The sequence below is a fragment of the Bacillus sp. FSL M7-1020 genome (genome assembly GCF_038050415.1).
GTDB classification, from domain to species: domain Bacteria; phylum Bacillota; class Bacilli; order Bacillales; family Bacillaceae_G; genus Bacillus_A; species Bacillus_A toyonensis.
In genome coordinates this window covers 4,457,392-4,478,357 of record NZ_JBBOTW010000001.1, presented here as the reverse complement: position 1 = coordinate 4,478,357, position 20,966 = coordinate 4,457,392, and the positions used below count along the sequence as shown (strand labels likewise).

General features: G+C 41.1%; 15 protein-coding genes, 22 tRNA genes and 3 rRNA genes. 34 read left to right on the top strand and 6 right to left on the bottom strand.

Features of this window, described 5'->3' with window-relative positions:
- Window positions 1-176: 176 nt before the first annotated feature.
- On the bottom strand, window positions 177-1,328 hold the full coding sequence (locus tag MHB70_RS23095) for a MalY/PatB family protein (RefSeq protein WP_001175860.1): 1,152 nt from the start codon (window positions 1,326-1,328) through the stop codon (window positions 177-179).
- A gap of 117 nt (window positions 1,329-1,445) precedes the next feature.
- On the opposite strand from MHB70_RS23095, the gene MHB70_RS23090 reads away from it, so the two are divergent.
- Window positions 1,446-1,697 carry a YugE family protein gene (locus MHB70_RS23090; protein WP_000537646.1) on the top strand — a complete coding sequence of 84 codons (252 nt, stop codon included), beginning with the start codon at window positions 1,446-1,448 and terminating at the stop codon, window positions 1,695-1,697.
- Window positions 1,698-1,878: 181 nt separating this feature from the next.
- On the opposite strand, the gene MHB70_RS23085 is transcribed toward MHB70_RS23090, so the two are convergent.
- Window positions 1,879-2,718, bottom strand: a complete 840-nt coding sequence (locus tag MHB70_RS23085) for an alpha/beta fold hydrolase (protein ID WP_001015213.1) — start codon at window positions 2,716-2,718, stop codon at window positions 1,879-1,881.
- A gap of 109 nt (window positions 2,719-2,827) precedes the next feature.
- On the bottom strand, window positions 2,828-3,808 hold the full coding sequence (locus tag MHB70_RS23080; RefSeq protein ID WP_139138349.1) for a 2-hydroxyacid dehydrogenase: 981 nt from the start codon (window positions 3,806-3,808) through the stop codon (window positions 2,828-2,830).
- A 243-nt stretch (window positions 3,809-4,051) separates the two neighbouring features.
- Here MHB70_RS23080 and MHB70_RS23075 point away from each other — a divergent pair, with 243 nt between their 5' ends.
- The 3 genes from MHB70_RS23075 to yugI all read left to right on the top strand — a co-directional run bounded on the left by MHB70_RS23075 (window position 4,052) and on the right by yugI (window position 6,334).
- Window positions 4,052-4,549 (top strand): Lrp/AsnC family transcriptional regulator, encoded by a 498-nt coding sequence (locus tag MHB70_RS23075; RefSeq protein WP_061530570.1) that lies wholly within the window; start codon window positions 4,052-4,054, stop codon window positions 4,547-4,549.
- Window positions 4,546-5,736 carry an aminotransferase gene (locus MHB70_RS23070; protein ID WP_061530569.1) on the top strand — a complete coding sequence of 397 codons (1,191 nt, stop codon included), beginning with the start codon at window positions 4,546-4,548 and terminating at the stop codon, window positions 5,734-5,736. The genes MHB70_RS23075 and MHB70_RS23070 overlap by 4 nt, the downstream gene beginning before the upstream one ends.
- A gap of 253 nt (window positions 5,737-5,989) precedes the next feature.
- Window positions 5,990-6,334: a S1 domain-containing post-transcriptional regulator GSP13 gene (yugI, locus tag MHB70_RS23065; protein WP_000003767.1), complete on the top strand. Its 345-nt coding sequence runs from the start codon at window positions 5,990-5,992 to the stop codon at window positions 6,332-6,334.
- Window positions 6,335-6,443: 109 nt separating this feature from the next.
- Here yugI and MHB70_RS23060 read toward each other — a convergent pair whose 3' ends face one another.
- Window positions 6,444-6,677 carry a DUF378 domain-containing protein gene (locus MHB70_RS23060; protein ID WP_000105788.1) on the bottom strand — a complete coding sequence of 78 codons (234 nt, stop codon included), beginning with the start codon at window positions 6,675-6,677 and terminating at the stop codon, window positions 6,444-6,446.
- Window positions 6,678-6,952: 275 nt separating this feature from the next.
- Between MHB70_RS23060 and MHB70_RS23055 the strand changes: the two genes are divergently transcribed.
- Window positions 6,953-8,305, top strand: coding sequence for a glucose-6-phosphate isomerase (locus MHB70_RS23055; RefSeq protein ID WP_000103665.1), 1,353 nt, complete (start codon window positions 6,953-6,955; stop codon window positions 8,303-8,305).
- A 108-nt stretch (window positions 8,306-8,413) separates the two neighbouring features.
- Entirely contained in the window at window positions 8,414-8,827 is a 414-nt protein-coding gene (locus MHB70_RS23050) for a YugN-like family protein (RefSeq protein WP_000612324.1), read from the top strand.
- Here MHB70_RS23050 and MHB70_RS23045 read toward each other — a convergent pair.
- Both MHB70_RS23045 and MHB70_RS23040 read right to left on the bottom strand, forming a co-directional pair.
- On the bottom strand, window positions 8,814-9,809 hold the full coding sequence (locus tag MHB70_RS23045) for a potassium channel family protein (protein WP_061530568.1): 996 nt from the start codon (window positions 9,807-9,809) through the stop codon (window positions 8,814-8,816). The genes MHB70_RS23050 and MHB70_RS23045 overlap by 14 nt on opposite strands.
- 94 nt (window positions 9,810-9,903) lie before the next feature.
- Window positions 9,904-10,584: an MgtC/SapB family protein gene (locus MHB70_RS23040; RefSeq protein ID WP_000386692.1), complete on the bottom strand. Its 681-nt coding sequence runs from the start codon at window positions 10,582-10,584 to the stop codon at window positions 9,904-9,906.
- Window positions 10,585-10,988: 404 nt separating this feature from the next.
- Between MHB70_RS23040 and MHB70_RS23035 the strand changes: the two genes are divergently transcribed.
- The 28 genes from MHB70_RS23035 to MHB70_RS22900 all read left to right on the top strand — a co-directional run bounded on the left by MHB70_RS23035 (window position 10,989) and on the right by MHB70_RS22900 (window position 20,797).
- Window positions 10,989-12,539: ribosomal RNA gene (locus MHB70_RS23035) — 16S ribosomal RNA — on the top strand.
- A 146-nt stretch (window positions 12,540-12,685) separates the two neighbouring features.
- A 23S ribosomal RNA gene (locus MHB70_RS23030) occupies window positions 12,686-15,605 on the top strand.
- Between the two features lie 101 nt (window positions 15,606-15,706).
- Window positions 15,707-15,822 (top strand): 5S ribosomal RNA (gene rrf / locus MHB70_RS23025).
- The 16S, 23S and 5S rRNA genes sit together here with 22 tRNA genes alongside, the layout of an rRNA operon.
- 4 nt (window positions 15,823-15,826) lie before the next feature.
- Window positions 15,827-15,902, top strand: a tRNA-Val gene (locus MHB70_RS23020).
- A gap of 4 nt (window positions 15,903-15,906) precedes the next feature.
- Window positions 15,907-15,982: transfer RNA gene (locus MHB70_RS23015), tRNA-Thr, on the top strand.
- 9 nt (window positions 15,983-15,991) lie between these two features.
- Window positions 15,992-16,067: transfer RNA gene (locus tag MHB70_RS23010), tRNA-His, on the top strand.
- A 23-nt stretch (window positions 16,068-16,090) separates the two neighbouring features.
- A tRNA-Leu gene (locus MHB70_RS23005) sits at window positions 16,091-16,171 on the top strand.
- Between the two features lie 30 nt (window positions 16,172-16,201).
- Window positions 16,202-16,276, top strand: a tRNA-Gly gene (locus MHB70_RS23000).
- 16 nt (window positions 16,277-16,292) lie between these two features.
- Window positions 16,293-16,381: transfer RNA gene (locus MHB70_RS22995), tRNA-Leu, on the top strand.
- Between the two features lie 3 nt (window positions 16,382-16,384).
- Window positions 16,385-16,458, top strand: a tRNA-Arg gene (locus MHB70_RS22990).
- Window positions 16,459-16,468: 10 nt separating this feature from the next.
- A tRNA-Pro gene (locus MHB70_RS22985) sits at window positions 16,469-16,542 on the top strand.
- A 15-nt stretch (window positions 16,543-16,557) separates the two neighbouring features.
- Window positions 16,558-16,630, top strand: a tRNA-Ala gene (locus tag MHB70_RS22980).
- A 20-nt stretch (window positions 16,631-16,650) separates the two neighbouring features.
- A tRNA-Met gene (locus tag MHB70_RS22975) sits at window positions 16,651-16,727 on the top strand.
- Between the two features lie 3 nt (window positions 16,728-16,730).
- Window positions 16,731-16,807, top strand: a tRNA-Ile gene (locus MHB70_RS22970).
- A 17-nt stretch (window positions 16,808-16,824) separates the two neighbouring features.
- A tRNA-Ser gene (locus MHB70_RS22965) sits at window positions 16,825-16,917 on the top strand.
- A gap of 27 nt (window positions 16,918-16,944) precedes the next feature.
- Window positions 16,945-17,021, top strand: a tRNA-Met gene (locus tag MHB70_RS22960).
- A gap of 3 nt (window positions 17,022-17,024) precedes the next feature.
- A tRNA-Asp gene (locus MHB70_RS22955) sits at window positions 17,025-17,100 on the top strand.
- 14 nt (window positions 17,101-17,114) lie between these two features.
- Window positions 17,115-17,190, top strand: a tRNA-Phe gene (locus tag MHB70_RS22950).
- 14 nt (window positions 17,191-17,204) lie between these two features.
- A tRNA-Thr gene (locus MHB70_RS22945) sits at window positions 17,205-17,280 on the top strand.
- A 10-nt stretch (window positions 17,281-17,290) separates the two neighbouring features.
- Window positions 17,291-17,366, top strand: a tRNA-Lys gene (locus MHB70_RS22940).
- 13 nt (window positions 17,367-17,379) lie between these two features.
- Window positions 17,380-17,450, top strand: a tRNA-Gly gene (locus tag MHB70_RS22935).
- A 10-nt stretch (window positions 17,451-17,460) separates the two neighbouring features.
- Window positions 17,461-17,537 (top strand) — tRNA-Ile (locus MHB70_RS22930).
- A 7-nt stretch (window positions 17,538-17,544) separates the two neighbouring features.
- Window positions 17,545-17,619: transfer RNA gene (locus tag MHB70_RS22925), tRNA-Asn, on the top strand.
- 6 nt (window positions 17,620-17,625) lie between these two features.
- Window positions 17,626-17,716: transfer RNA gene (locus tag MHB70_RS22920), tRNA-Ser, on the top strand.
- A gap of 5 nt (window positions 17,717-17,721) precedes the next feature.
- Window positions 17,722-17,793 (top strand) — tRNA-Glu (locus tag MHB70_RS22915).
- A gap of 136 nt (window positions 17,794-17,929) precedes the next feature.
- On the top strand, window positions 17,930-18,424 hold the full coding sequence (locus MHB70_RS22910; RefSeq protein WP_061529473.1) for an RNA polymerase sigma factor: 495 nt from the start codon (window positions 17,930-17,932) through the stop codon (window positions 18,422-18,424).
- Window positions 18,411-19,391: an anti sigma factor C-terminal domain-containing protein gene (locus MHB70_RS22905; RefSeq protein WP_061529472.1), complete on the top strand. Its 981-nt coding sequence runs from the start codon at window positions 18,411-18,413 to the stop codon at window positions 19,389-19,391. Before MHB70_RS22910 ends, MHB70_RS22905 begins: the two co-directional genes overlap by 14 nt.
- A 461-nt stretch (window positions 19,392-19,852) precedes the next feature.
- Complete coding sequence (locus tag MHB70_RS22900; RefSeq protein ID WP_000715347.1) at window positions 19,853-20,797, top strand: L-lactate dehydrogenase; 945 nt, start codon at window positions 19,853-19,855, stop codon at window positions 20,795-20,797.
- The last annotated feature ends 169 nt before the right edge of the window (window positions 20,798-20,966 follow it).

The window sequence follows — 20,966 nt, the reverse complement described above, 5'->3', positions numbered from 1 at the left end:
AATATATCAGCGATTATTGGAATATATCGACCGCAACTCAAAATATATCGGCGATTATTGAAATATATCGATCGTAACTCAACATATATCAGCGATTTTTAAAATATATTGATTTACCGACAAAAATTGAGAAAGAAGCCTGCCCAAAATTGATTCGTGGGCAGGCTCCTTTCTTATTATGAAAACGTATGGCGCAGTCTGTTTAAAATTTCTTCTAAAACAGATCGTGGGCAGCCAATGTTAATTCGAATATGTTCTTCGCCGCCTAATCCGTACTTTTCACCAGGTTCGACGATAAGTTTTCCTTTTTCCTCAAGTAACGTGGTGCGCTCGTTTTGAGAAAGTTTTAGGTGAGAACAATCAATCCATAATAAAAAGCTACCTTCTGGCTTCGTTACGGAAAGAGTAGGTATGTGAGTTTTGATATATTCACAAGCGAATTGAGCGTTATCTTCTATATATAAACGGATTTCACTTAGCCAATCATTACATTCTGTATAGGCGCTTTGCATCGCGGTATAAGCAAATGTATTTAGCCCATGGAACCCTTGTCTATATTGAATAGACGTAAAGGTATTACGTAGTTTTTCATTTGGAATAATAATGATAGATGCTTGTAATCCAGCTATATTAAATGTTTTACTTGGAGCCATACAAGTAATGGTACGTGCTGCTAATTCTTCAGATAAAGAAGCGAATGGTGTATGAGTACGATCTCCGTAAATAATATCGGCATGAATTTCATCTGAGACAACAATTACATTATATTTTGTACATAACGCTCCGAGCTTCATTAGCTCGTCTTTCGTCCAAACGCGTCCAATAGGATTGTGAGGACTACAAAGAAGCATTAGTTTAATCCCTTGTTGAAATTGTTTTTCTAAATGATCGAAGTCTATCATATATGTGCCATCTTGTTTATATAATGGGCTCACGCATAATTGTCTGTTGTTTGTTGTAACCATTTCGAAAAATGGAGGATAAATAGGTGGTTGTACAAGAACGGATTCGTTTTCCTTTGTGAAAGCTTGTACGCTCGTACTAAGAGCTGGAACGATCCCCGCACTAAATACGATCCATTCTTTTTGAATATCCCAGTTGTACTGTTTTTTTGTCCAGTTACAAATAATGTCTCCAATATGTTCAGGTGGAAGTGTATAGCCAAAAATAGGGTGTTCGATACGTTTTTGTAATGCAGTTTGAATTGGTTTTGGTACTTCAAAATCCATATCGGCAATCCAGGCATGAATGAGTTCTTCGTTTTTATAAGTATCCCATTTTGTACTATGTGTTCCGCGCCGATTTACCGTTTTATGAAATAGCTGCATATGTTTGCCCCTTTCTTCTGTGAAACTGCTAAGTTATGAAAGTTCTCTCTCTTCTTATAGAATAGCTGATGTGATAGGATAAAGAAAAGTATTAAAAAGTGAAAAGGCGGGAAGTAGATGGGTACATATGAAAAGATGATAGAGGTTGTGAAGAATTGGGATCCGTTTCGAATGGGACCGGAGTTTTATGAAACAGAAGCGAGCGATGTAGTGAACGTCGTAACTGTGTTTGACGATTCGAAATATATTGCAAAGAAGATTCAACATATATACTTTATGTCTTTTGAGGAAGTACCTGCGCTTGAAAAATGTGAGAAATTAGCTGAAGAGTTACTTGTATTAAAAGAAGGCGGAAGTTGCTCATTATAGGCTGTCGGAATTTCCGACAGCCTTTTTAATATTATCCCGCTATTTGCAGGGCAGTAAGACCCACGCCTAAAAAGACGGTTGAGGCAAAGAAGTGAGGTGGGAGATCCACTGCTCGTAAAAGCCCGATTGGTGCGGGCTAATAATCAGCGGGGTGAAACATTCCGCTGATTAAAGTTTCACTTTATTGCGCGGAAAAAGCGATAATTTCTTCATAAACATGTTCAGGCTTTTCCTCAGGTAGTAAATGCCCTGTATTTTCGTAAGAGATAAATGTTGAATTCGGTAAATCTTTATGGAGACGGTGTCCTACATGTACAGGGACGACGCGATCTTTTTCACCCCAAATGAGTAGTATAGGTGTTTCAATTTTTTGTAATTCAGTTGAAGATAAGTCACCTTCACGGTCTCGTATCATGCGAGTTAGGGCGGGGAATATACGGTTGTCATAAAAAGGAGCGGAGTAGCCTTCCTTCATTTCATCATCAATTAATGAGTGATCATGAACGACATTCATTAAGTTATGAACAATCCCGCGCCTTATAATCCAGTTCTTTACGTATAAATGAAAGAACGGTAAATAAGAAGAATACAGTAAAGGTAAGGTTGCGCGTGCTAAATAGCTAGAGCTACATAGTAAAATCGTCTTTGAGATTAGTTCAGGACGTATACGGTTTACATAGAGAGAAATTTGCCCGCCCATAGAATGCCCAATTAACACAATATTTGAGAGAGATAAATGTTCGATTAAATCGATAATAATGGTTGCTAAATTGTGATAAGAATACTTAAAGAGATGAGACTTATCACTTTTTCCGAATGGAGGCAAATCAAGAGCCAGTACTGTTCCTGCTTTCGATAGTAAAGGAATGAGACGGCGGTAACTGAATGAGGAAGATAAAAAGCCGTGAACGAGTACGAAAGTAGGACGTTTTGTTTTATTTTTATGTTCATACAATTCGTAATGAATAGTAGTGCCGCGAGTGGAAAAAGTGAAATAAGGACAAGTATATTCATGATTCATTTTTTGTCACTCCATTGATTTTTGTTCATATCATCTCCAAGGTAGAAAAAAATATGTTAACAAAAAAAGGCAAGATGACATTGTCATCTTGCCTTTCGCTTATTCATCATTACCCGCGAACAATATTAGGCGGTGTTTTTCCTTGTAACCCTGCAACTAAATTTTCAGCGGCTGTCATGGCCATTTGCTGCCGAGTTTTTAATGTCGCAGATCCGATGTGCGGTAAAGTCACAACATTTTGTAATGATAAGAGCGGATTATCTTTTTGAATCGGCTCTTGTGTAAAAGTATCAATGCCTGCTGCAAAGATTTTCTTTTCTGTTAAGGCATGGATTAAAGCTTCTTCATCTACTGTTTTCCCGCGAGAAGCATTAATGAAGATTGCTGTTTCTTTCATTAATGAAAATTCCTTTTCTCCGATAAGATGATACGTTTCATCTGTTAGTGGAGTAAGAAGAACAATAAAGTCAGACTGTTTTATTACTGTCTGTAAATCACAATATGTAGCATCAAATTTTTGTTCTGCTTCTTCTTTACGACGACGGTTATAATACAGGACGTTCATATCAAATCCGAATTTCGCTCGCTTTGCAACCGCTTCTCCAATTCGTCCCATTCCGATAATACCGATTGTACTATGATGCACATCTAGTCCGAAATGTTCTTTTCCGATTTCAGCGTTCCACTCACCATTTTTCACATAGGAATCGAGTTCGCAAACACGACGACCAGCAGATAACATAAGAGCGAAAACGAGGTCAGCTACTGTATCATCCAATACGTATGGTGTATTCGTTCCGATGACATTTCGCTTTTCCATCGCTAGTAAATCAAAATTATCATAGCCAACAGAAATGTTACTCACTACTTTTAATTTCGGTGCTACATTTAACAATTCTTCATTTATGGCAGATCCGAAATTTAATAACCCATCTTTATCTTGTATTTTCTCTAATAGAACATCACGAGGTACTTTCTCATTTTGATTCCATGTTTCATAATCACAGTGTTCTGATAAATAGTTTTCTACAAATGTTGGAACTGGTTCAGCGATATATACTTTTGGTTTCACGGTTCCATCCCCTCTCACTTTTATCCCTTGTTAACGGACAATAAGCCTCCCGCCCCTAAAAATGCCTGAAGCAAAGAAGATAGGGGGAGACTAACTGCCCGTAAAAGCCCGATTGGTGTGGGCTAATAATCAGCGGGATGAACCTTTCCGCTGATTAAAGTTTCACTTTATTTTGACATAATTCTCTAAAAAAATCTTCTTTTCAAATTGGAAAGGGTATTTGTATAATTTAGACAGAAACGAAAAGGAAGGATGATTTATATGGTGACTGAAAAGGAACTAGAATTATTGGCTTGTCTTGAAAAAAGTAGTCGTTTGTCTGTAGATACATTGGCAAAGCTGTTAAATATAGAAGTAGAAGAAGTGAAGAAGATGGTTGCGAAATTAGAAAGTGAAAAGATTATTGTGAATTATGTAACACATATTGATTGGACAAAAGTAAAAGAACATACGGGTTTAACAGCGATGATTGATGTGAAAGTTACGCCGAAGCACGGTGTTGGGTTTGATGCAGTTGCTGAACAAATTTATCGCTATTCAGAAGTGAAATCCGTGTATTTAATGTCAGGGACATATGATCTTTCTATTACATTAGAAGGAAAGACGATGGGAGAAGTAGCGATGTTTGTTTCTGAGAAATTAGCAACGATTGAATCTGTCGTTTCTACAACAACTCATTTCATTTTGAAGAAGTATAAACATGAGGGAATTATTTATGAAAAAAACGATGATGATAAGCGAATTGTGGTGACACCATGAAGCAGTTTGAACTATCTAGAGTAGCAGAATCTTTACAACCGTCTGGTATTCGAAAGTTTTTCGATTTAGCCGCAAGTATGAATGGTGTTATTTCACTTGGAGTGGGAGAGCCTGACTTTGTTACACCTTGGAATGTAAGGCAAGCATGTATCCGTTCTTTAGAGCAAGGATATACAGCGTATACAGCAAATGCAGGATTATTGGAGCTCCGTCAAGAAATAGCAAAGTATCTAAAAAAACAATTTGCAGTATCTTATGATTCAAACGATGAAATCATTGTTACGGTTGGAGCGAGCCAAGCGTTAGATGTAGCGATGCGTGCCATTATAAATCCTGATGATGAAGTACTCATTATTGAACCGAGCTTCGTTTCTTATGCACCACTTGTAACATTAGCTGGAGGAGTTCCAGTTCCTATAGCGACTACTTTAGAAAAAGAGTTTAAATTACAACCCGAACAAATTGAAGCAGCTATTACAGCGAAAACAAAGGCAATTTTACTTTGTTCCCCAAATAATCCAACAGGTGCAATGTTAAACAAATCCGAACTAGAAAAGTTAGCAGTAATGGTTGAGAAGTACAATTTAATCGTATTATCTGATGAAATTTATGCAGAGCTTGTATATGACGAAGTGTATACGAGTTTCGCGAGCATTCAAAACATGCGCGAACATACGATTTTAATTTCGGGATTTTCAAAAGGATTTGCGATGACAGGATGGCGTCTCGGTATGATCGCAGCTCCCGTTCAATTTTCAGAGTTGATGCTTAAAATTCATCAATATTCTATGATGTGTGCACCGACGATGTCCCAGTTCGCAGCTCTTGAAGCATTACGCGGAGGGAATGATGAAGTCATTCGAATGAGAGATAGCTATAAGAAACGCCGTAATTTTATGGCGACATCTTTCAATGAGATGGGATTAACGTGTCATGTGCCGGGCGGAGCGTTTTATGTCTTTCCTTCTGTTGCCTCAACTGGACTAACTTCAGTGGAATTTGCAGAACAGTTATTACTAGAAGAAAAAGTGGCTGTTGTACCTGGAAGTGTATTTGGAGAAAGTGGTGAAGGATTTATTCGTTGTTCGTATGCAACATCGCTTGAACAACTTATAGAAGCAATGAAGAGAATGGAACGGTTCGTCGAGAATAAAAAAAGGACAAAACATAATACGTTTTGTCCATAAAAGGGGGGGAATACTAGAAAGCCATGTGTTAGTATTCTATCCCAATATTGGAGAATTATACGTGCTACAGGAAATTTTTTCGTGAATTTTGAATGAGTTCTGTCATAGTGGTATAATTTACTAATATAAGGTATGCGCCTGTTAGGTAGCGATACGTAACAGGCGTACTAATTAATCGGATATTTAAAATAAGTACATCTGTTTTGCAATCTACATTTGTAGAGAAAATGGTAAACGTATGGGAGTGTTTCATATGTCAGAACAATATACAACAGGAGTGGTTGTAACAGGGAAAGTGACTGGAATTCAAGATTACGGTGCATTTGTAGCGTTAGATGCAGAAACACAAGGACTTGTGCATATATCTGAAATTACAAATGGATATGTAAAGGATATTCATGACTTTTTGAAAGTCGGCGATACAGTAGAAGTAAAAGTACTTTCAATTGATGAAGAGCACAGAAAAATGAGTTTATCGTTAAAAGCGGCGAAAAGAAAACAAGGAAGGATTCTTATACCGAATCCATCTAAGGACGGATTTAATACGTTGCGAGAAAAGCTGACAGAATGGATTGAAGAGTCCGAGTTAACAAAGTAAAAGAGGAGCGCATATGAGCGTTCCTCTTTTACTTTATCTTATGATATATATTTGCAAATATGATTGCATGCAATCATATTCGTATGTCGGAGGTGAAAGGACATACTGGTTATCGAATTTCGTTTGTTTCTGGGTGTGTACCAAGATTTTCAGATGGTTTAAAGAGTAAACCAAGATTGATAAGCCCAGATATACCAACGATGCCGTAAATAATACGTGCAAGAGCTGAGTTTTGTCCGCCGAAAATGGCTGCTACTAAGTCAAACTGGAAGAACCCGATTAGTCCCCAGTTTACTGCACCAATTACAGTAAAGACTAATGCGATACGTTGCAATGTACTCATGAAAAAGCCCCCCTTAATTGTGAAGCATGAGCAAGCGCTGAGTTAATCAACTCTTTTATAGAATGGTGCAGTTATGTTGTTTTTATACATAAAAAATGTGTGAAAAAAAGATGTATATACATCTATACCGAAAAATGCGAATTTTTATGCAAAAAATGAACTTTTTCTAAAAAATATATATTGGTTACGTTTACACTGGTTGAATCGCTTGATTTACAACTTCAGTTTCGCTAAAGTGAATACAGAAATACATATCCATAATTGGAGGGAAAAAGATGAGTACACATGTAACGTTCGACTATTCTAAAGCGTTATCCTTCATCGGTGAACATGAAATCACTTATTTACGTGATGCAGTGAAAGTAACACATCATGCAATCCACGAAAAAACTGGAGCTGGGAACGATTTCCTTGGGTGGGTAGAGCTTCCGCTTCAATATGACAAAGAAGAATTTGCTCGCATTCAAAAATGCGCAGAAAAAATTAAAAATGACTCTGACATTTTACTTGTTGTAGGTATCGGTGGTTCTTACCTAGGAGCACGTGCAGCAATCGAAATGTTAAACCATTCATTCTACAATACGCTTTCTAAAGAACAACGTAAAACTCCACAAGTGCTATTTGTTGGACAAAACATTAGCTCCACTTACATGAAAGATTTAATGGATGTATTAGAAGGTAAAGACTTCTCTATTAACGTTATTTCCAAATCAGGTACAACAACAGAGCCTGCACTTGCATTCCGTATTTTCCGTAAGTTATTAGAAGAGAAGTATGGAAAAGAAGAAGCTCGCAAACGTATTTATGCAACTACAGATAAAGCGCGTGGTGCATTAAAAACATTAGCTGATAACGAAGGCTACGAAACATTCGTAATTCCAGATGATGTTGGAGGACGTTTCTCTGTATTAACGCCAGTTGGTTTATTACCAATCGCAGTAAGTGGCTTAAATATTGAAGAGATGATGAAAGGTGCAGCTGCTGGCCATGACGACTTCGGGGCATCAGAACTAGAAGAAAACCCAGCTTATCAATACGCAGTAGTTCGTAACGCTTTATACAATAAAGGAAAAACAATTGAAATGCTTGTTAACTATGAGCCAGCACTTCAATACTTCGCTGAGTGGTGGAAACAGTTATTTGGTGAAAGTGAAGGAAAAGATCAAAAAGGTATTTTCCCATCTTCAGCAAATTTCTCAACTGACTTACACTCATTAGGTCAATACGTTCAAGAAGGTCGTCGTGACTTATTTGAAACAGTTCTTAAAGTGGGTAAATCTACACATGAACTGACAATCGAATCAGAAGAAAACGATTTAGATGGATTAAACTACCTTGCAGGTGAAACTGTAGACTTCGTAAACACAAAAGCATATGAAGGCACATTACTTGCACATAGCGATGGCGGAGTACCAAACTTAATCGTAAATATTCCTGAATTAAATGAGTACACATTCGGTTACCTTGTATACTTCTTCGAAAAAGCATGTGCGATGAGCGGCTACTTATTAGGCGTAAATCCATTTGACCAACCAGGAGTAGAAGCATACAAGAAAAACATGTTTGCTTTACTTGGTAAACCAGGATTTGAAGAATTAAAAGCAGAATTAGAAGAGCGTTTAAAATAATAAAAAGCGACCGGATCTCCGGTCGCTTTTTATTATTTTACTGAAATGTCCATCGGTATATTCAAACTAGAATGGGTATGCTAAAGGAAAAGTCTTGGAGGGATGGGCTTGATTCCGATTCAATCAAAGTTAAAAGGACATACATATGCGTTATATAAGTTAGAAGAGGTTATGAAACCACTTGGATATAGTATTGGTGGCAATTGGGATTACGATAAAGGGTGCTTTGATTACAAAATCGACGAAGAAGATGGCTATCAATTTTTACGAGTGCCATTTACAGCTGTGGATGGGGAATTAGATGTGCCTGGTGTAATAGTCCGTCTTGAAACGCCGTATATTCTTTCGCATGTGTATCAAGACGAACTAGATGATAATGTGAATGCGTTAACAGCTGGAACGAGCGGATTTGATCAATTTGCTGAGCCGAAAGATCCAGATGGAGATGTGAAAAGTAAGTATATTAATATTGGGAAAGTATTAGTACAGGAACTAGAGCGTCACTTTTTTAATGGTGAATAACAATGAGTATGTCGCTTTCGATAAGAATGAAGGTATGGACTGGGTTAATCATATATTGATCGTCACGCTTTATACCTAGTAAGAGAATGTTTTGTTTTAAAAGAGTATAGCTACAATTTGCAAAAGTTTGTCCGGTGCAAGGCGGAGAAAGCTCCATCAGTTGTAATTTGTTATCAGAGATTTCATCGTAAAGTGAGAATAGTACACCTGAAATAGAAGGAAATAAAAGAGAAGCGGTAAATACATAGCTCGTTAATTTATTTCCTTCTATAATTTCTGATACACCAGCTCTCGTTGCATTTTGAATTTGATCCGAAGTAAGAAGTTCAGCGATGCAATGAATGTTTGGATTAAGTCCTTTTGCAGTTAAAATATTTAAGATGGACTGTGTATCAGCTAAGCTTTCATTTTTTTCTTTATCAGCCGTTATTAATATGGTGTGTGCCGTTGTAATGTTAGCTTTTAATAACGTTTGATCGTGATGTGGACAACCTTTTATAAACTCTAAATGATGAAATGGTTTTGGAAGTAAAGAAAGTGTTTCATCAATTAAAACGATATCAAGGTTTGGTTGTAAGATGTGCATTTGTTTTACAACATGTTTTGCCCGTTCGTTCCAGCCGACAATAATCATATGACCGCTAGCAGTCGCAGCTTCTTCTCCTTTAACTTTCATATATTGTTTATTAATCATATCAGTGGCGAATAGAACCATATAATAAGAACAAAAACCGGTTCCAAATAAAATAATACTCATACCGATGAATTTGCCTATTAGTGTATGTGGGGCAAAGTCACCATAGCCAACAGTGAAAATTGTAACGATTGACCACCAAATTCCATCAAACCATGTGGTGAAGTGCGATGGTTCTAATCTATGTATAAGAAAGCCGGAAAAAGCAGTAAGTACAACAATAAAGCAAATTAAACGAAAAATAATGGAATCACGAAATGTATCTACTAAATTTGGACGGGATTTCAATTGCCAATTCCTCCTTACTTTGCAGGACTACATTCATTGTTACCATTATAGAAAAAAGAAAAACTCTCTAATTTAAAAGAGAGTTTGTTTTCTATTACATACTTTCAACTTCAGTTTGTTGAACACTTTCAAGGTGTTGAAGAGCATAATAAACATCAGCAGTATGTCTTTTTTGATCGATAGACAATTTTAAATGTAAATAGTGCGAACCATTTTCCAATGTTTTGAGCTTCATGTTCTTAACTTTTATATCCATTTCTTTTATTTCTTCAATTACGATCGGGATATTGTCCATATTTCGTACAACAAGTTTCACTGCGATATCACGTTGACGAAATGACCTAGGTCCTATAAATTTCATCGTTAATGGTATAAGTTCTACACTAATCATAAGGAAGCACATTCCGAAAATCGCTTCAATATAGAAACCAGCTCCAACGGCAATGCCAATACCAGAAGCACCCCAAATCATGGCGGCGGTCGTTAGCCCAGCAATACTATCGTTTCCTCTTCGTAAAATAACACCTGCACCTAAAAAACCAATTCCTGATACAATTTGAGCAGCAAGTCGAAGGGGGTCCATATTCATATGGTCGGTATGTGGTAAATTGTAAGCTGCTTTAATAGAAACAATAGTGAGGAGGCAACTAATAATAGAGATAACTAAACAAGTCTTTAAACCAAGTGGTTTACGTTTTAATTCACGTTCTAAACCGATGGCGAATCCTAAAATAGCCGAGAGACCTAGTTTGAGTAATAAATCGGTATAGTCCATATGTATTCCTCCTTGTATGATATTTTATAGGAATAAAACGTTTATTATAGAAAGAAACGGTTTTTGATAGAGTAACTTTATATAGAATATATGTAGGAATTGCTTATACATGAAAGAGATATTTCGTTTAAGTATATGATATTAAAAAAGAAATGTGGGTGGTTTTAAAAAAGTTTATAAAAGGTGTTGCATTTCAATTTTCACCATGATATATTAATAACCGTCGCTGATGCGGAAACGCAGAAAACGTCAAAAAAGAAATTAAAAAACTTAGTTGACATCGAAAAACGAAGATGTTAACATAAGGAAGTCGCAAATGAGCGACCAAGTAGTTCTTTGAAAACTGAACGAAACAAACAACGTGAAACGTCAATTTTTATTTTTAGATGCTAGACAAACTAACTTTATTGGAGAGTTTGATCCTGGCTCAGGATGAACGCTGGCGGCGTGCCTAATACATGCAAGTCGAGCGAATGGATTGAGAGCTTGCTCTCAAGAAGTTAGCGGCGGACGGGTGAGTAACACGTGGGTAACCTGCCCATAAGACTGGGATAACTCCGGGAAACCGGGGCTAATACCGGATAATATTTTGAACTGCATGGTTCGAAATTGAAAGGCGGCTTTGGCTGTCACTTATGGATGGACCCGCGTCGCATTAGCTAGTTGGTGAGGTAACGGCTCACCAAGGCAACGATGCGTAGCCGACCTGAGAGGGTGATCGGCCACACTGGGACTGAGACACGGCCCAGACTCCTACGGGAGGCAGCAGTAGGGAATCTTCCGCAATGGACGAAAGTCTGACGGAGCAACGCCGCGTGAGTGATGAAGGCTTTCGGGTCGTAAAACTCTGTTGTTAGGGAAGAACAAGTGCTAGTTGAATAAGCTGGCACCTTGACGGTACCTAACCAGAAAGCCACGGCTAACTACGTGCCAGCAGCCGCGGTAATACGTAGGTGGCAAGCGTTATCCGGAATTATTGGGCGTAAAGCGCGCGCAGGTGGTTTCTTAAGTCTGATGTGAAAGCCCACGGCTCAACCGTGGAGGGTCATTGGAAACTGGGAGACTTGAGTGCAGAAGAGGAAAGTGGAATTCCATGTGTAGCGGTGAAATGCGTAGAGATATGGAGGAACACCAGTGGCGAAGGCGACTTTCTGGTCTGTAACTGACACTGAGGCGCGAAAGCGTGGGGAGCAAACAGGATTAGATACCCTGGTAGTCCACGCCGTAAACGATGAGTGCTAAGTGTTAGAGGGTTTCCGCCCTTTAGTGCTGAAGTTAACGCATTAAGCACTCCGCCTGGGGAGTACGGCCGCAAGGCTGAAACTCAAAGGAATTGACGGGGGCCCGCACAAGCGGTGGAGCATGTGGTTTAATTCGAAGCAACGCGAAGAACCTTACCAGGTCTTGACATCCTCTGAAAACCCTAGAGATAGGGCTTCTCCTTCGGGAGCAGAGTGACAGGTGGTGCATGGTTGTCGTCAGCTCGTGTCGTGAGATGTTGGGTTAAGTCCCGCAACGAGCGCAACCCTTGATCTTAGTTGCCATCATTAAGTTGGGCACTCTAAGGTGACTGCCGGTGACAAACCGGAGGAAGGTGGGGATGACGTCAAATCATCATGCCCCTTATGACCTGGGCTACACACGTGCTACAATGGACGGTACAAAGAGCTGCAAGACCGCGAGGTGGAGCTAATCTCATAAAACCGTTCTCAGTTCGGATTGTAGGCTGCAACTCGCCTACATGAAGCTGGAATCGCTAGTAATCGCGGATCAGCATGCCGCGGTGAATACGTTCCCGGGCCTTGTACACACCGCCCGTCACACCACGAGAGTTTGTAACACCCGAAGTCGGTGGGGTAACCTTTTGGAGCCAGCCGCCTAAGGTGGGACAGATGATTGGGGTGAAGTCGTAACAAGGTAGCCATATCGGAAGGTGCGGCTGGATCACCTCCTTTCTATGGAGAATTGATGAACGCTGTTCATCAATATAAGTTTCCGTGTTTCGTTTTGTTCAGTTTTGAGAGAACTATCTCTCATATATAAATGTATGTTCTTTGAAAACTAGATAACAGTGTAGCTCATATTTTTTTAATTTTAGTTTGGTTAAGTTAGAAAGGGCGCACGGTGGATGCCTTGACACTAGGAGTCGATGAAGGACGGGACTAACGCCGATATGCTTCGGGGAGCTGTAAGTAAGCTTTGATCCGAAGATTTCCGAATGGGGAAACCCACTATACGTAATGGTATGGTATCCTTACCTGAATACATAGGGTATGGAAGACAGACCCAGGGAACTGAAACATCTAAGTACCTGGAGGAAGAGAAAGCAAATGCGATTTCCTGAGTAGCGGCGAGCGAAACGGAATCTAGCCCAAACCAAGAGCTTGCCTCTTGGGGTTGTAGGACATTCTATACGGAGTTACAAAGGAACGAGGTAGACGAAGCGACCTGGAAAGGTCCGTCGTAGAGGGTAACAACCCCGTAGTCGAAACTTCGTTCTCTCTTGAATGTATCCTGAGTACGGCGGAACACGTGAAATTCCGTCGGAATCTGGGAGGACCATCTCCCAAGGCTAAATACTCCCTAGTGATCGATAGTGAACCAGTACCGTGAGGGAAAGGTGAAAAGCACCCCGGAAGGGGAGTGAAAGAGATCCTGAAACCGTGTGCCTACAAATAGTCAGAGCCCGTTAATGGGTGATGGCGTGCCTTTTGTAGAATGAACCGGCGAGTTACGATCCCGTGCGAGGTTAAGTTGAAGAGACGGAGCCGCAGCGAAAGCGAGTCTGAATAGGGCGTTTAGTACGTGGTCGTAGACCCGAAACCAGGTGATCTACCCATGTCCAGGGTGAAGTTCAGGTAACACTGAATGGAGGCCCGAACCCACGCACGTTGAAAAGTGCGGGGATGAGGTGTGGGTAGCGGAGAAATTCCAATCGAACCTGGAGATAGCTGGTTCTCCCCGAAATAGCTTTAGGGCTAGCCTTAAGTGTAAGAGTCTTGGAGGTAGAGCACTGATTGAACTAGGGGTCCTCATCGGATTACCGAATTCAGTCAAACTCCGAATGCCAATGACTTATCCTTAGGAGTCAGACTGCGAGTGATAAGATCCGTAGTCAAGAGGGAAACAGCCCAGATCGCCAGCTAAGGTCCCAAAGTGTGTATTAAGTGGAAAAGGATGTGGAGTTGCTTAGACAACTAGGATGTTGGCTTAGAAGCAGCCACCATTTAAAGAGTGCGTAATAGCTCACTAGTCGAGTGACTCTGCGCCGAAAATGTACCGGGGCTAAATACACCACCGAAGCTGCGAATTGATACCAATGGTATCAGTGGTAGGGGAGCGTTCTAAGTGCAGTGAAGTCAGACCGGAAGGACTGGTGGAGCGCTTAGAAGTGAGAATGCCGGTATGAGTAGCGAAAGACGGGTGAGAATCCCGTCCACCGAATGCCTAAGGTTTCCTGAGGAAGGCTCGTCCGCTCAGGGTTAGTCAGGACCTAAGCCGAGGCCGACAGGCGTAGGCGATGGACAACAGGTTGATATTCCTGTACCACCTCTTTATCGTTTGAGCAATGGAGGGACGCAGAAGGATAGAAGAAGCGTGCGATTGGTTGTGCACGTCCAAGCAGTTAGGCTGATAAGTAGGCAAATCCGCTTATCGTGAAGGCTGAGCTGTGATGGGGAAGCTCCTTATGGAGCGAAGTCTTTGATTCCCCGCTGCCAAGAAAAGCTTCTAGCGAGATAAAAGGTGCCTGTACCGCAAACCGACACAGGTAGGCGAGGAGAGAATCCTAAGGTGTGCGAGAGAACTCTGGTTAAGGAACTCGGCAAAATGACCCCGTAACTTCGGGAGAAGGGGTGCTTTCTTAACGGAAAGCCGCAGTGAATAGGCCCAAGCGACTGTTTAGCAAAAACACAGGTCTCTGCGAAGCCGTAAGGCGAAGTATAGGGGCTGACACCTGCCCGGTGCTGGAAGGTTAAGGAGAGGGGTTAGCGTAAGCGAAGCTCTGAACTGAAGCCCCAGTAAACGGCGGCCGTAACTATAACGGTCCTAAGGTAGCGAAATTCCTTGTCGGGTAAGTTCCGACCCGCACGAAAGGTGTAACGATTTGGGCACTGTCTCAACCAGAGACTCGGTGAAATTATAGTACCTGTGAAGATGCAGGTTACCCGCGACAGGACGGAAAGACCCCGTGGAGCTTTACTGTAGCCTGATATTGAATTTTGGTACAGTTTGTACAGGATAGGCGGGAGCCATTGAAACCGGAGCGCTAGCTTCGGTGGAGGCGCTGGTGGGATACCGCCCTGACTGTATTGAAATTCTAACCTACGGGTCTTATCGACCCGGGAGACAGTGTCAGGTGGGCAGTTTGACTGGGGCGGTCGCCTCCTAAAGTGTAACGGAGGCGCCCAAAGGTTCCCTCAGAATGGTTGGAAATCATTCGTAGAGTGCAAAGGCATAAGGGAGCTTGACTGCGAGACCTACAAGTCGAGCAGGGACGAAAGTCGGGCTTAGTGATCCGGTGGTTCCGCATGGAAGGGCCATCGCTCAACGGATAAAAGCTACCCCGGGGATAACAGGCTTATCTCCCCCAAGAGTCCACATCGACGGGGAGGTTTGGCACCTCGATGTCGGCTCATCGCATCCTGGGGCTGTAGTCGGTCCCAAGGGTTGGGCTGTTCGCCCATTAAAGCGGTACGCGAGCTGGGTTCAGAACGTCGTGAGACAGTTCGGTCCCTATCCGTCGTGGGCGTAGGAAATTTGAGAGGAGCTGTCCTTAGTACGAGAGGACCGGGATGGACGCACCGCTGGTGTACCAGTTGTTCTGCCAAGGGCATAGCTGGGTAGCTATGTGCGGAAGGGATAAGTGCTGAAAGCATCTAAGCATGAAGCCCCCTCAAGATGAGATTTCCCATAGCGTAAGCTAGTAAGATCCCTGAAAGATGATCAGGTTGATAGGTTCGAGGTGGAAGCATGGTGACATGTGGAGCTGACGAATACTAATAGATCGAGGACTTAACCATATAATATGAAGCAATGTTATCTAGTTTTGAAAGAATATAAAAAACTTGTTGACTTTAAAAGTTAAATAAGTTACAATAATTCTTGTCTTAAATGAATACAGTCTGGTAATGATGGCAGAGAGGTCACACCCGTTCCCATACCGAACACGGAAGTTAAGCTCTCTAGCGCCGATGGTAGTTGGGACCTTGTCCCTGTGAGAGTAGGACGTTGCCAGGCAAATGGAGGATTAGCTCAGCTGGGAGAGCACCTGCCTTACAAGCAGGGGGTCGGCGGTTCGATCCCGTCATCCTCCACCATTTAGCCGACTTAGCTCAATTGGTAGAGCAACTGACTTGTAATCAGTAGGTTGGGGGTTCAAGTCCTCTAGTCGGCACCAGTAACTATGGCGGTTGTGGCGAAGTGGTTAACGCACCGGATTGTGGCTCCGGCATTCGTGGGTTCGATTCCCATCAGTCGCCCCATTTTTTCTTAAATAAATTAATATGCGGGTGTGGCGGAATTGGCAGACGCACCAGACTTAGGATCTGGCGCCTTTGGCGTGGGGGTTCGACTCCCTTCACCCGCACTTTTAATAAAATATCTCATAACATGTCTTGCGGAAGTAGTTCAGTGGTAGAATACAACCTTGCCAAGGTTGGGGTCGCGGGTTCGAATCCCGTCTTCCGCTCCAATTTTCAATATGACATGCCGGGGTGGCGGAACAGGCAGACGCACAGGACTTAAAATCCTGCGGTGGGTGACCACCGTGCGGGTTCGACCCCCGCCCTCGGCACCATATGCGCCCGTAGCTCAATTGGATAGAGCGTTTGACTACGGATCAAGAGGTTAGGGGTTCGACTCCTCTCGGGCGCGCTTTTATTAACGGGAAGTGGCTCAGCTTGGTAGAGCACCTGGTTTGGGACCAGGGGGTCGCAGGTTCAAATCCTGTCTTCCCGATATTCCCAAAAACATGGGGCCTTAGCTCAGCTGGGAGAGCGCCTGCCTTGCACGCAGGAGGTCAGCGGTTCGATCCCGCTAGGCTCCACTTATTTTTATATTACTTATGGCGGTGTAGCTCAGCTGGCTAGAGCGTACGGTTCATACCCGTGAGGTCGGGGGTTCGATCCCCTCCGCCGCTACCATAAGGACCTTTAGCTCAGCTGGTTAGAGCAGACGGCTCATAACCGTCCGGTCGTAGGTTCGAGTCCTACAAGGTCCACCACTCAAAGTTTATATCTCGGAGGTATACCCAAGTTCGGCTGAAGGGATCGGTCTTGAAAACCGACAGGCGGCGAGAGTCGCGCGGGGGTTCGAATCCCTCTACCTCCTCCATTTTTTCTAAATTAAATATTTTATCATCGCGGGGTGGAGCAGCACGGTAGCTCGTCGGGCTCATAACCCGAAGGTCGCAGGTTCAAATCCTGTCCCCGCAACCAAATGGTCCCGTGGTGTAGTGGTTAACATGCCTGCCTGTCACGCAGGAGATCGCCGGTTCGACCCCGGTCGGGACCGCCATTTTTTTACATAAAGGCTCGGTAGCTCAGTCGGTAGAGCAGAGGACTGAAAATCCTCGTGTCGGCGGTTCGATTCCGTCCCGAGCCACCATTTTGAAATCGCAAGCCGGCTTAGCTCAATTGGTAGAGCAACTGACTTGTAATCAGTAGGTTGGGGGTTCAAGTCCTCTAGCCGGCACCACTTTCAAAATGAGCCATTAGCTCAGTTGGTAGAGCATCTGACTTTTAATCAGAGGGTCGAAGGTTCGAATCCTTCATGGCTCACCATTTACAATTTAATGCGGGTGTAGTTTAGTGGTAAAACAAGAGCCTTCCAAGCTCTGGTCGAGAGTTCGATTCTCTTCACCCGCTTTTCAATTATGGGCCTATAGCTCAGCTGGTTAGAGCGCACGCCTGATAAGCGTGAGGTCGATGGTTCGAGTCCATTTAGGCCCACCATAATTGTTCCGCAGTAGCTCAGTGGTAGAGCTATCGGCTGTTAACCGATCGGTCGTAGGTTCGAGTCCTACCTGCGGAGCCATATTATAGAGAAGTACCCAAGTGGCTCAAGGGGCTCCCCTGCTAAGGGAGTAGATCGCGAACGCGGTGCGAGGGTTCGAATCCCTTCTTCTCTGCCAGAATTGGCCCGTTGGTCAAGTGGTTAAGACACCGCCCTTTCACGGCGGTAACACGGGTTCGAATCCCGTACGGGTCATACTAAAAGAGATAGCATAATCTGCTATCTCTTTTTTGTTGTGTAAAAGTGGGCTTTGGATAGTCTGCTTTTTTTTATGGATTTCTTGTATACTTTTTTCTATTTGAATCGTCTAACTAATAGAAAGGAGAGAGCGATGGAGTATGAAAAAATCATTATAGAAACATCTAAAAGCATTTATAGGTATTTACTTAAAATTGGAGTACCACCAGTAGAAGCAGAAGATATCGTTCAAGACACGATACATAAGGCATTAGTATCTATACCGAATATGAAAATTACGTATATAAAAACATGGTTATTTCAAGTTGCGATTAATAGGCATCGTGATCTAGCAAGAAGGCAACAGCGTATTGAACAAATCCCGATTGAATCTGTTCAATTAATTGGAGCAAAAGGATTAGATGAACCACTTTTAAGAAAAGAGCTTCAAGTAGAAATACAAAGCATACTTGGAAAGATAAATCCAGTATATAAACATATTCTTTTATTAAAGTATGACTATGAACTCTCATATAAGGAGATAGCAACCGTATTAGAGATGAAAGAAGAGACCGTACGTGTTTCTTTGTATAGGGCTCGCAATGAGTTTAAAAAGCTGTATGGGAGGTTTGAAGATGAGCAGAGATGATTTCGATTTTGATATAGATTCAAGTAAAGTATCAAAAATGTTGAAGAAGGCGAAGCGAAGACAATTATTAAAAATTACAGTAATTTCGATTTCACTTTTTATTGTTCTATTCTTTGGTTTTATAATAGTAATTTCACAATTGAACAATAGAGCTTACTTAACTATGGATCGTGACTTAAATATGATAAGACAAATTACAAGACCTAATACGGAAAGAGGCGTAGCAATTACTTCTAACGGTTTATTTAAAAGCACAGTAGAGTATAAAACATATAAGGTTATTGAAGGGAAACCTGTTAAGTGGGAAGATGAAGTGTATGAGTATAAAGTTTGGAATACATTTCGCCGATTATCGAATGTAAATCCATTAACAATATCAGATAATGTTGTAATGGGGAATGAACGTATTAATAAGACAAGTGAATTGTATAATAATCAAACGATGGAAAGAGAGATGCAGTTTTATCTCCCATTTGCTTCATATAATCGTTATATAAATGATATAGAGAAAATAAAAGATGAAAAGAAAGTAGCTGAATTGGCTATATCTTTTGATAAACCGTATAAAGTGTCTGAAATAAAAGAGATACTTCCAGAAGGGGTGCATCCTGTTTGGTATTGGGTAGATACGTATGATGATAAAAAATCATATTCTATTGATGATATGACCGAAAGTGCTTATAATGTGTACGGTTTTAAAGCAAAACCAGGTGATATTGAATTTGGAAATGGAACGGAAAAAGATTTTCTTTTAGCAATTCAAAATGGACTGGAGCAAAAGGGAAAGTATTATGAGGAATATGAACGTATATATGACTACCTAAAAGGAAAGAAAATAAAACCAAGTGAGCAAGATGTAAAAGTTATCGGTGTTGTTGTGACGGGAACGGCTGTGGATTTACAAAAATTAAACGGTCAAAATTACGTAAAAGCTGCTGTTTTAGGGGCTACTGCGGAAAATAGATAATATATAGAAGAAGCTGTCTCCCAATAAGTAATCTACTGGAGACAGCTTTTTATGTTGTCATTATTGTCGAGTTTTGTCGGTAAGTCGATATATTGCAAAAATCGCTGATATAATTTGAGTTACGATCGATAAATTTCAATAATCGCTGATATATTTGAAGTTACGGTCGATATATTCTAATAATCGCCGATATAATTTCACTTATCGACAAAAACCATAAGAAAAACCCTTTCACAATCTAAAGAAAACGTCTCCATTGAAATGGATTCCACACCTATTCCAATAACTTTACACTCTATGTGAAAAAGTTCACAAATAGGTCATAAATTGTGAAGTAATTCACAATGATACGTGCTACAATATGAATGTAAAGAAGTTAAACAACATTAAATTAGTATTTTAATTAATTACTTAAACAATCATAAAAAAATATATGTGAACAATAGAGAGGGGAAATTAACATGAAAAAAGGTATCAATCGTGTAGTATTAGTAGGAACAGGAGCTGTAGGTTGTAGTTACGCTTACTCAATGATCAACCAAGGTGTAGCTGAAGAATTCGTACTTGTAGATGTTAATGAAGCAAAAGCAGAAGGGGAAGCAATGGACTTAAGCCATGCGGTACCATTCTCTCCATCACCAACAAAAGTTTGGAGCGGTAGCTATGCAGATTGTAAAGATGCAGATTTAGTAGTTATCACTGCGGGATTACCACAAAAACCAGGTGAAACTCGTTTAGACTTAGTTGAGAAAAATACAAAGATCTTTAAACAAATCGTTCGCGGTATTATGGATAGCGGATTCGATGGAATCTTCTTAATCGCAACTAACCCAGTTGACATTTTAACTTACGTAACTTGGAAAGAATCTGGTCTACCAAAAGAGCGCGTAATCGGTTCTGGTACAACTTTAGACTCTGCTCGTTTCCGTTACATGTTAGGTGACTACTTAGATGTAGATCCACGTAACGTTCATGCTTACATCGTTGGTGAGCACGGTGATACTGAACTTCCAGTATGGAGCCACGCTACTATCGGTGTACAAAAACTAGAAACAATCTTAGCTAACAACGAACAGTACAATCAAGAAGACTTAGATAAAATTTTCGAAAACGTACGTGATGCAGCTTATCATATCATCGAGCGTAAAGGTGCAACTTACTACGGAATCGGTATGTCACTACTTCGTGTAACTAAAGCAATCTTAAACAACGAGAACAGCGTATTAACTGTATCTGCATACCTTGAAGGTCAATACGGTGAGAAAGATGCTTACGTAGGTGTTCCAGCTGTAATTAACCGCGAAGGTGTACGTGAAATTGTAGAACTTGAGCTAAATGAAGAAGAAAAAGTGAAATTCGCTCATTCTGTAAAAGTATTAAAAGAAACAATGGCACCAGTACTATAATAATTGCTAAATAATTCAGAGGTGGGAAACTGCTTCTTACCTCTGAACTTATATAATTTAATATAAATTCCTTTTCCGGTTTCCCTTGTATATCCCCAATATACCCCTTTTGCTGGATAAGGGTCGTTTATAGAAAAAGAGCACTCTACGTAAAGTAGAGTGCTCTTTT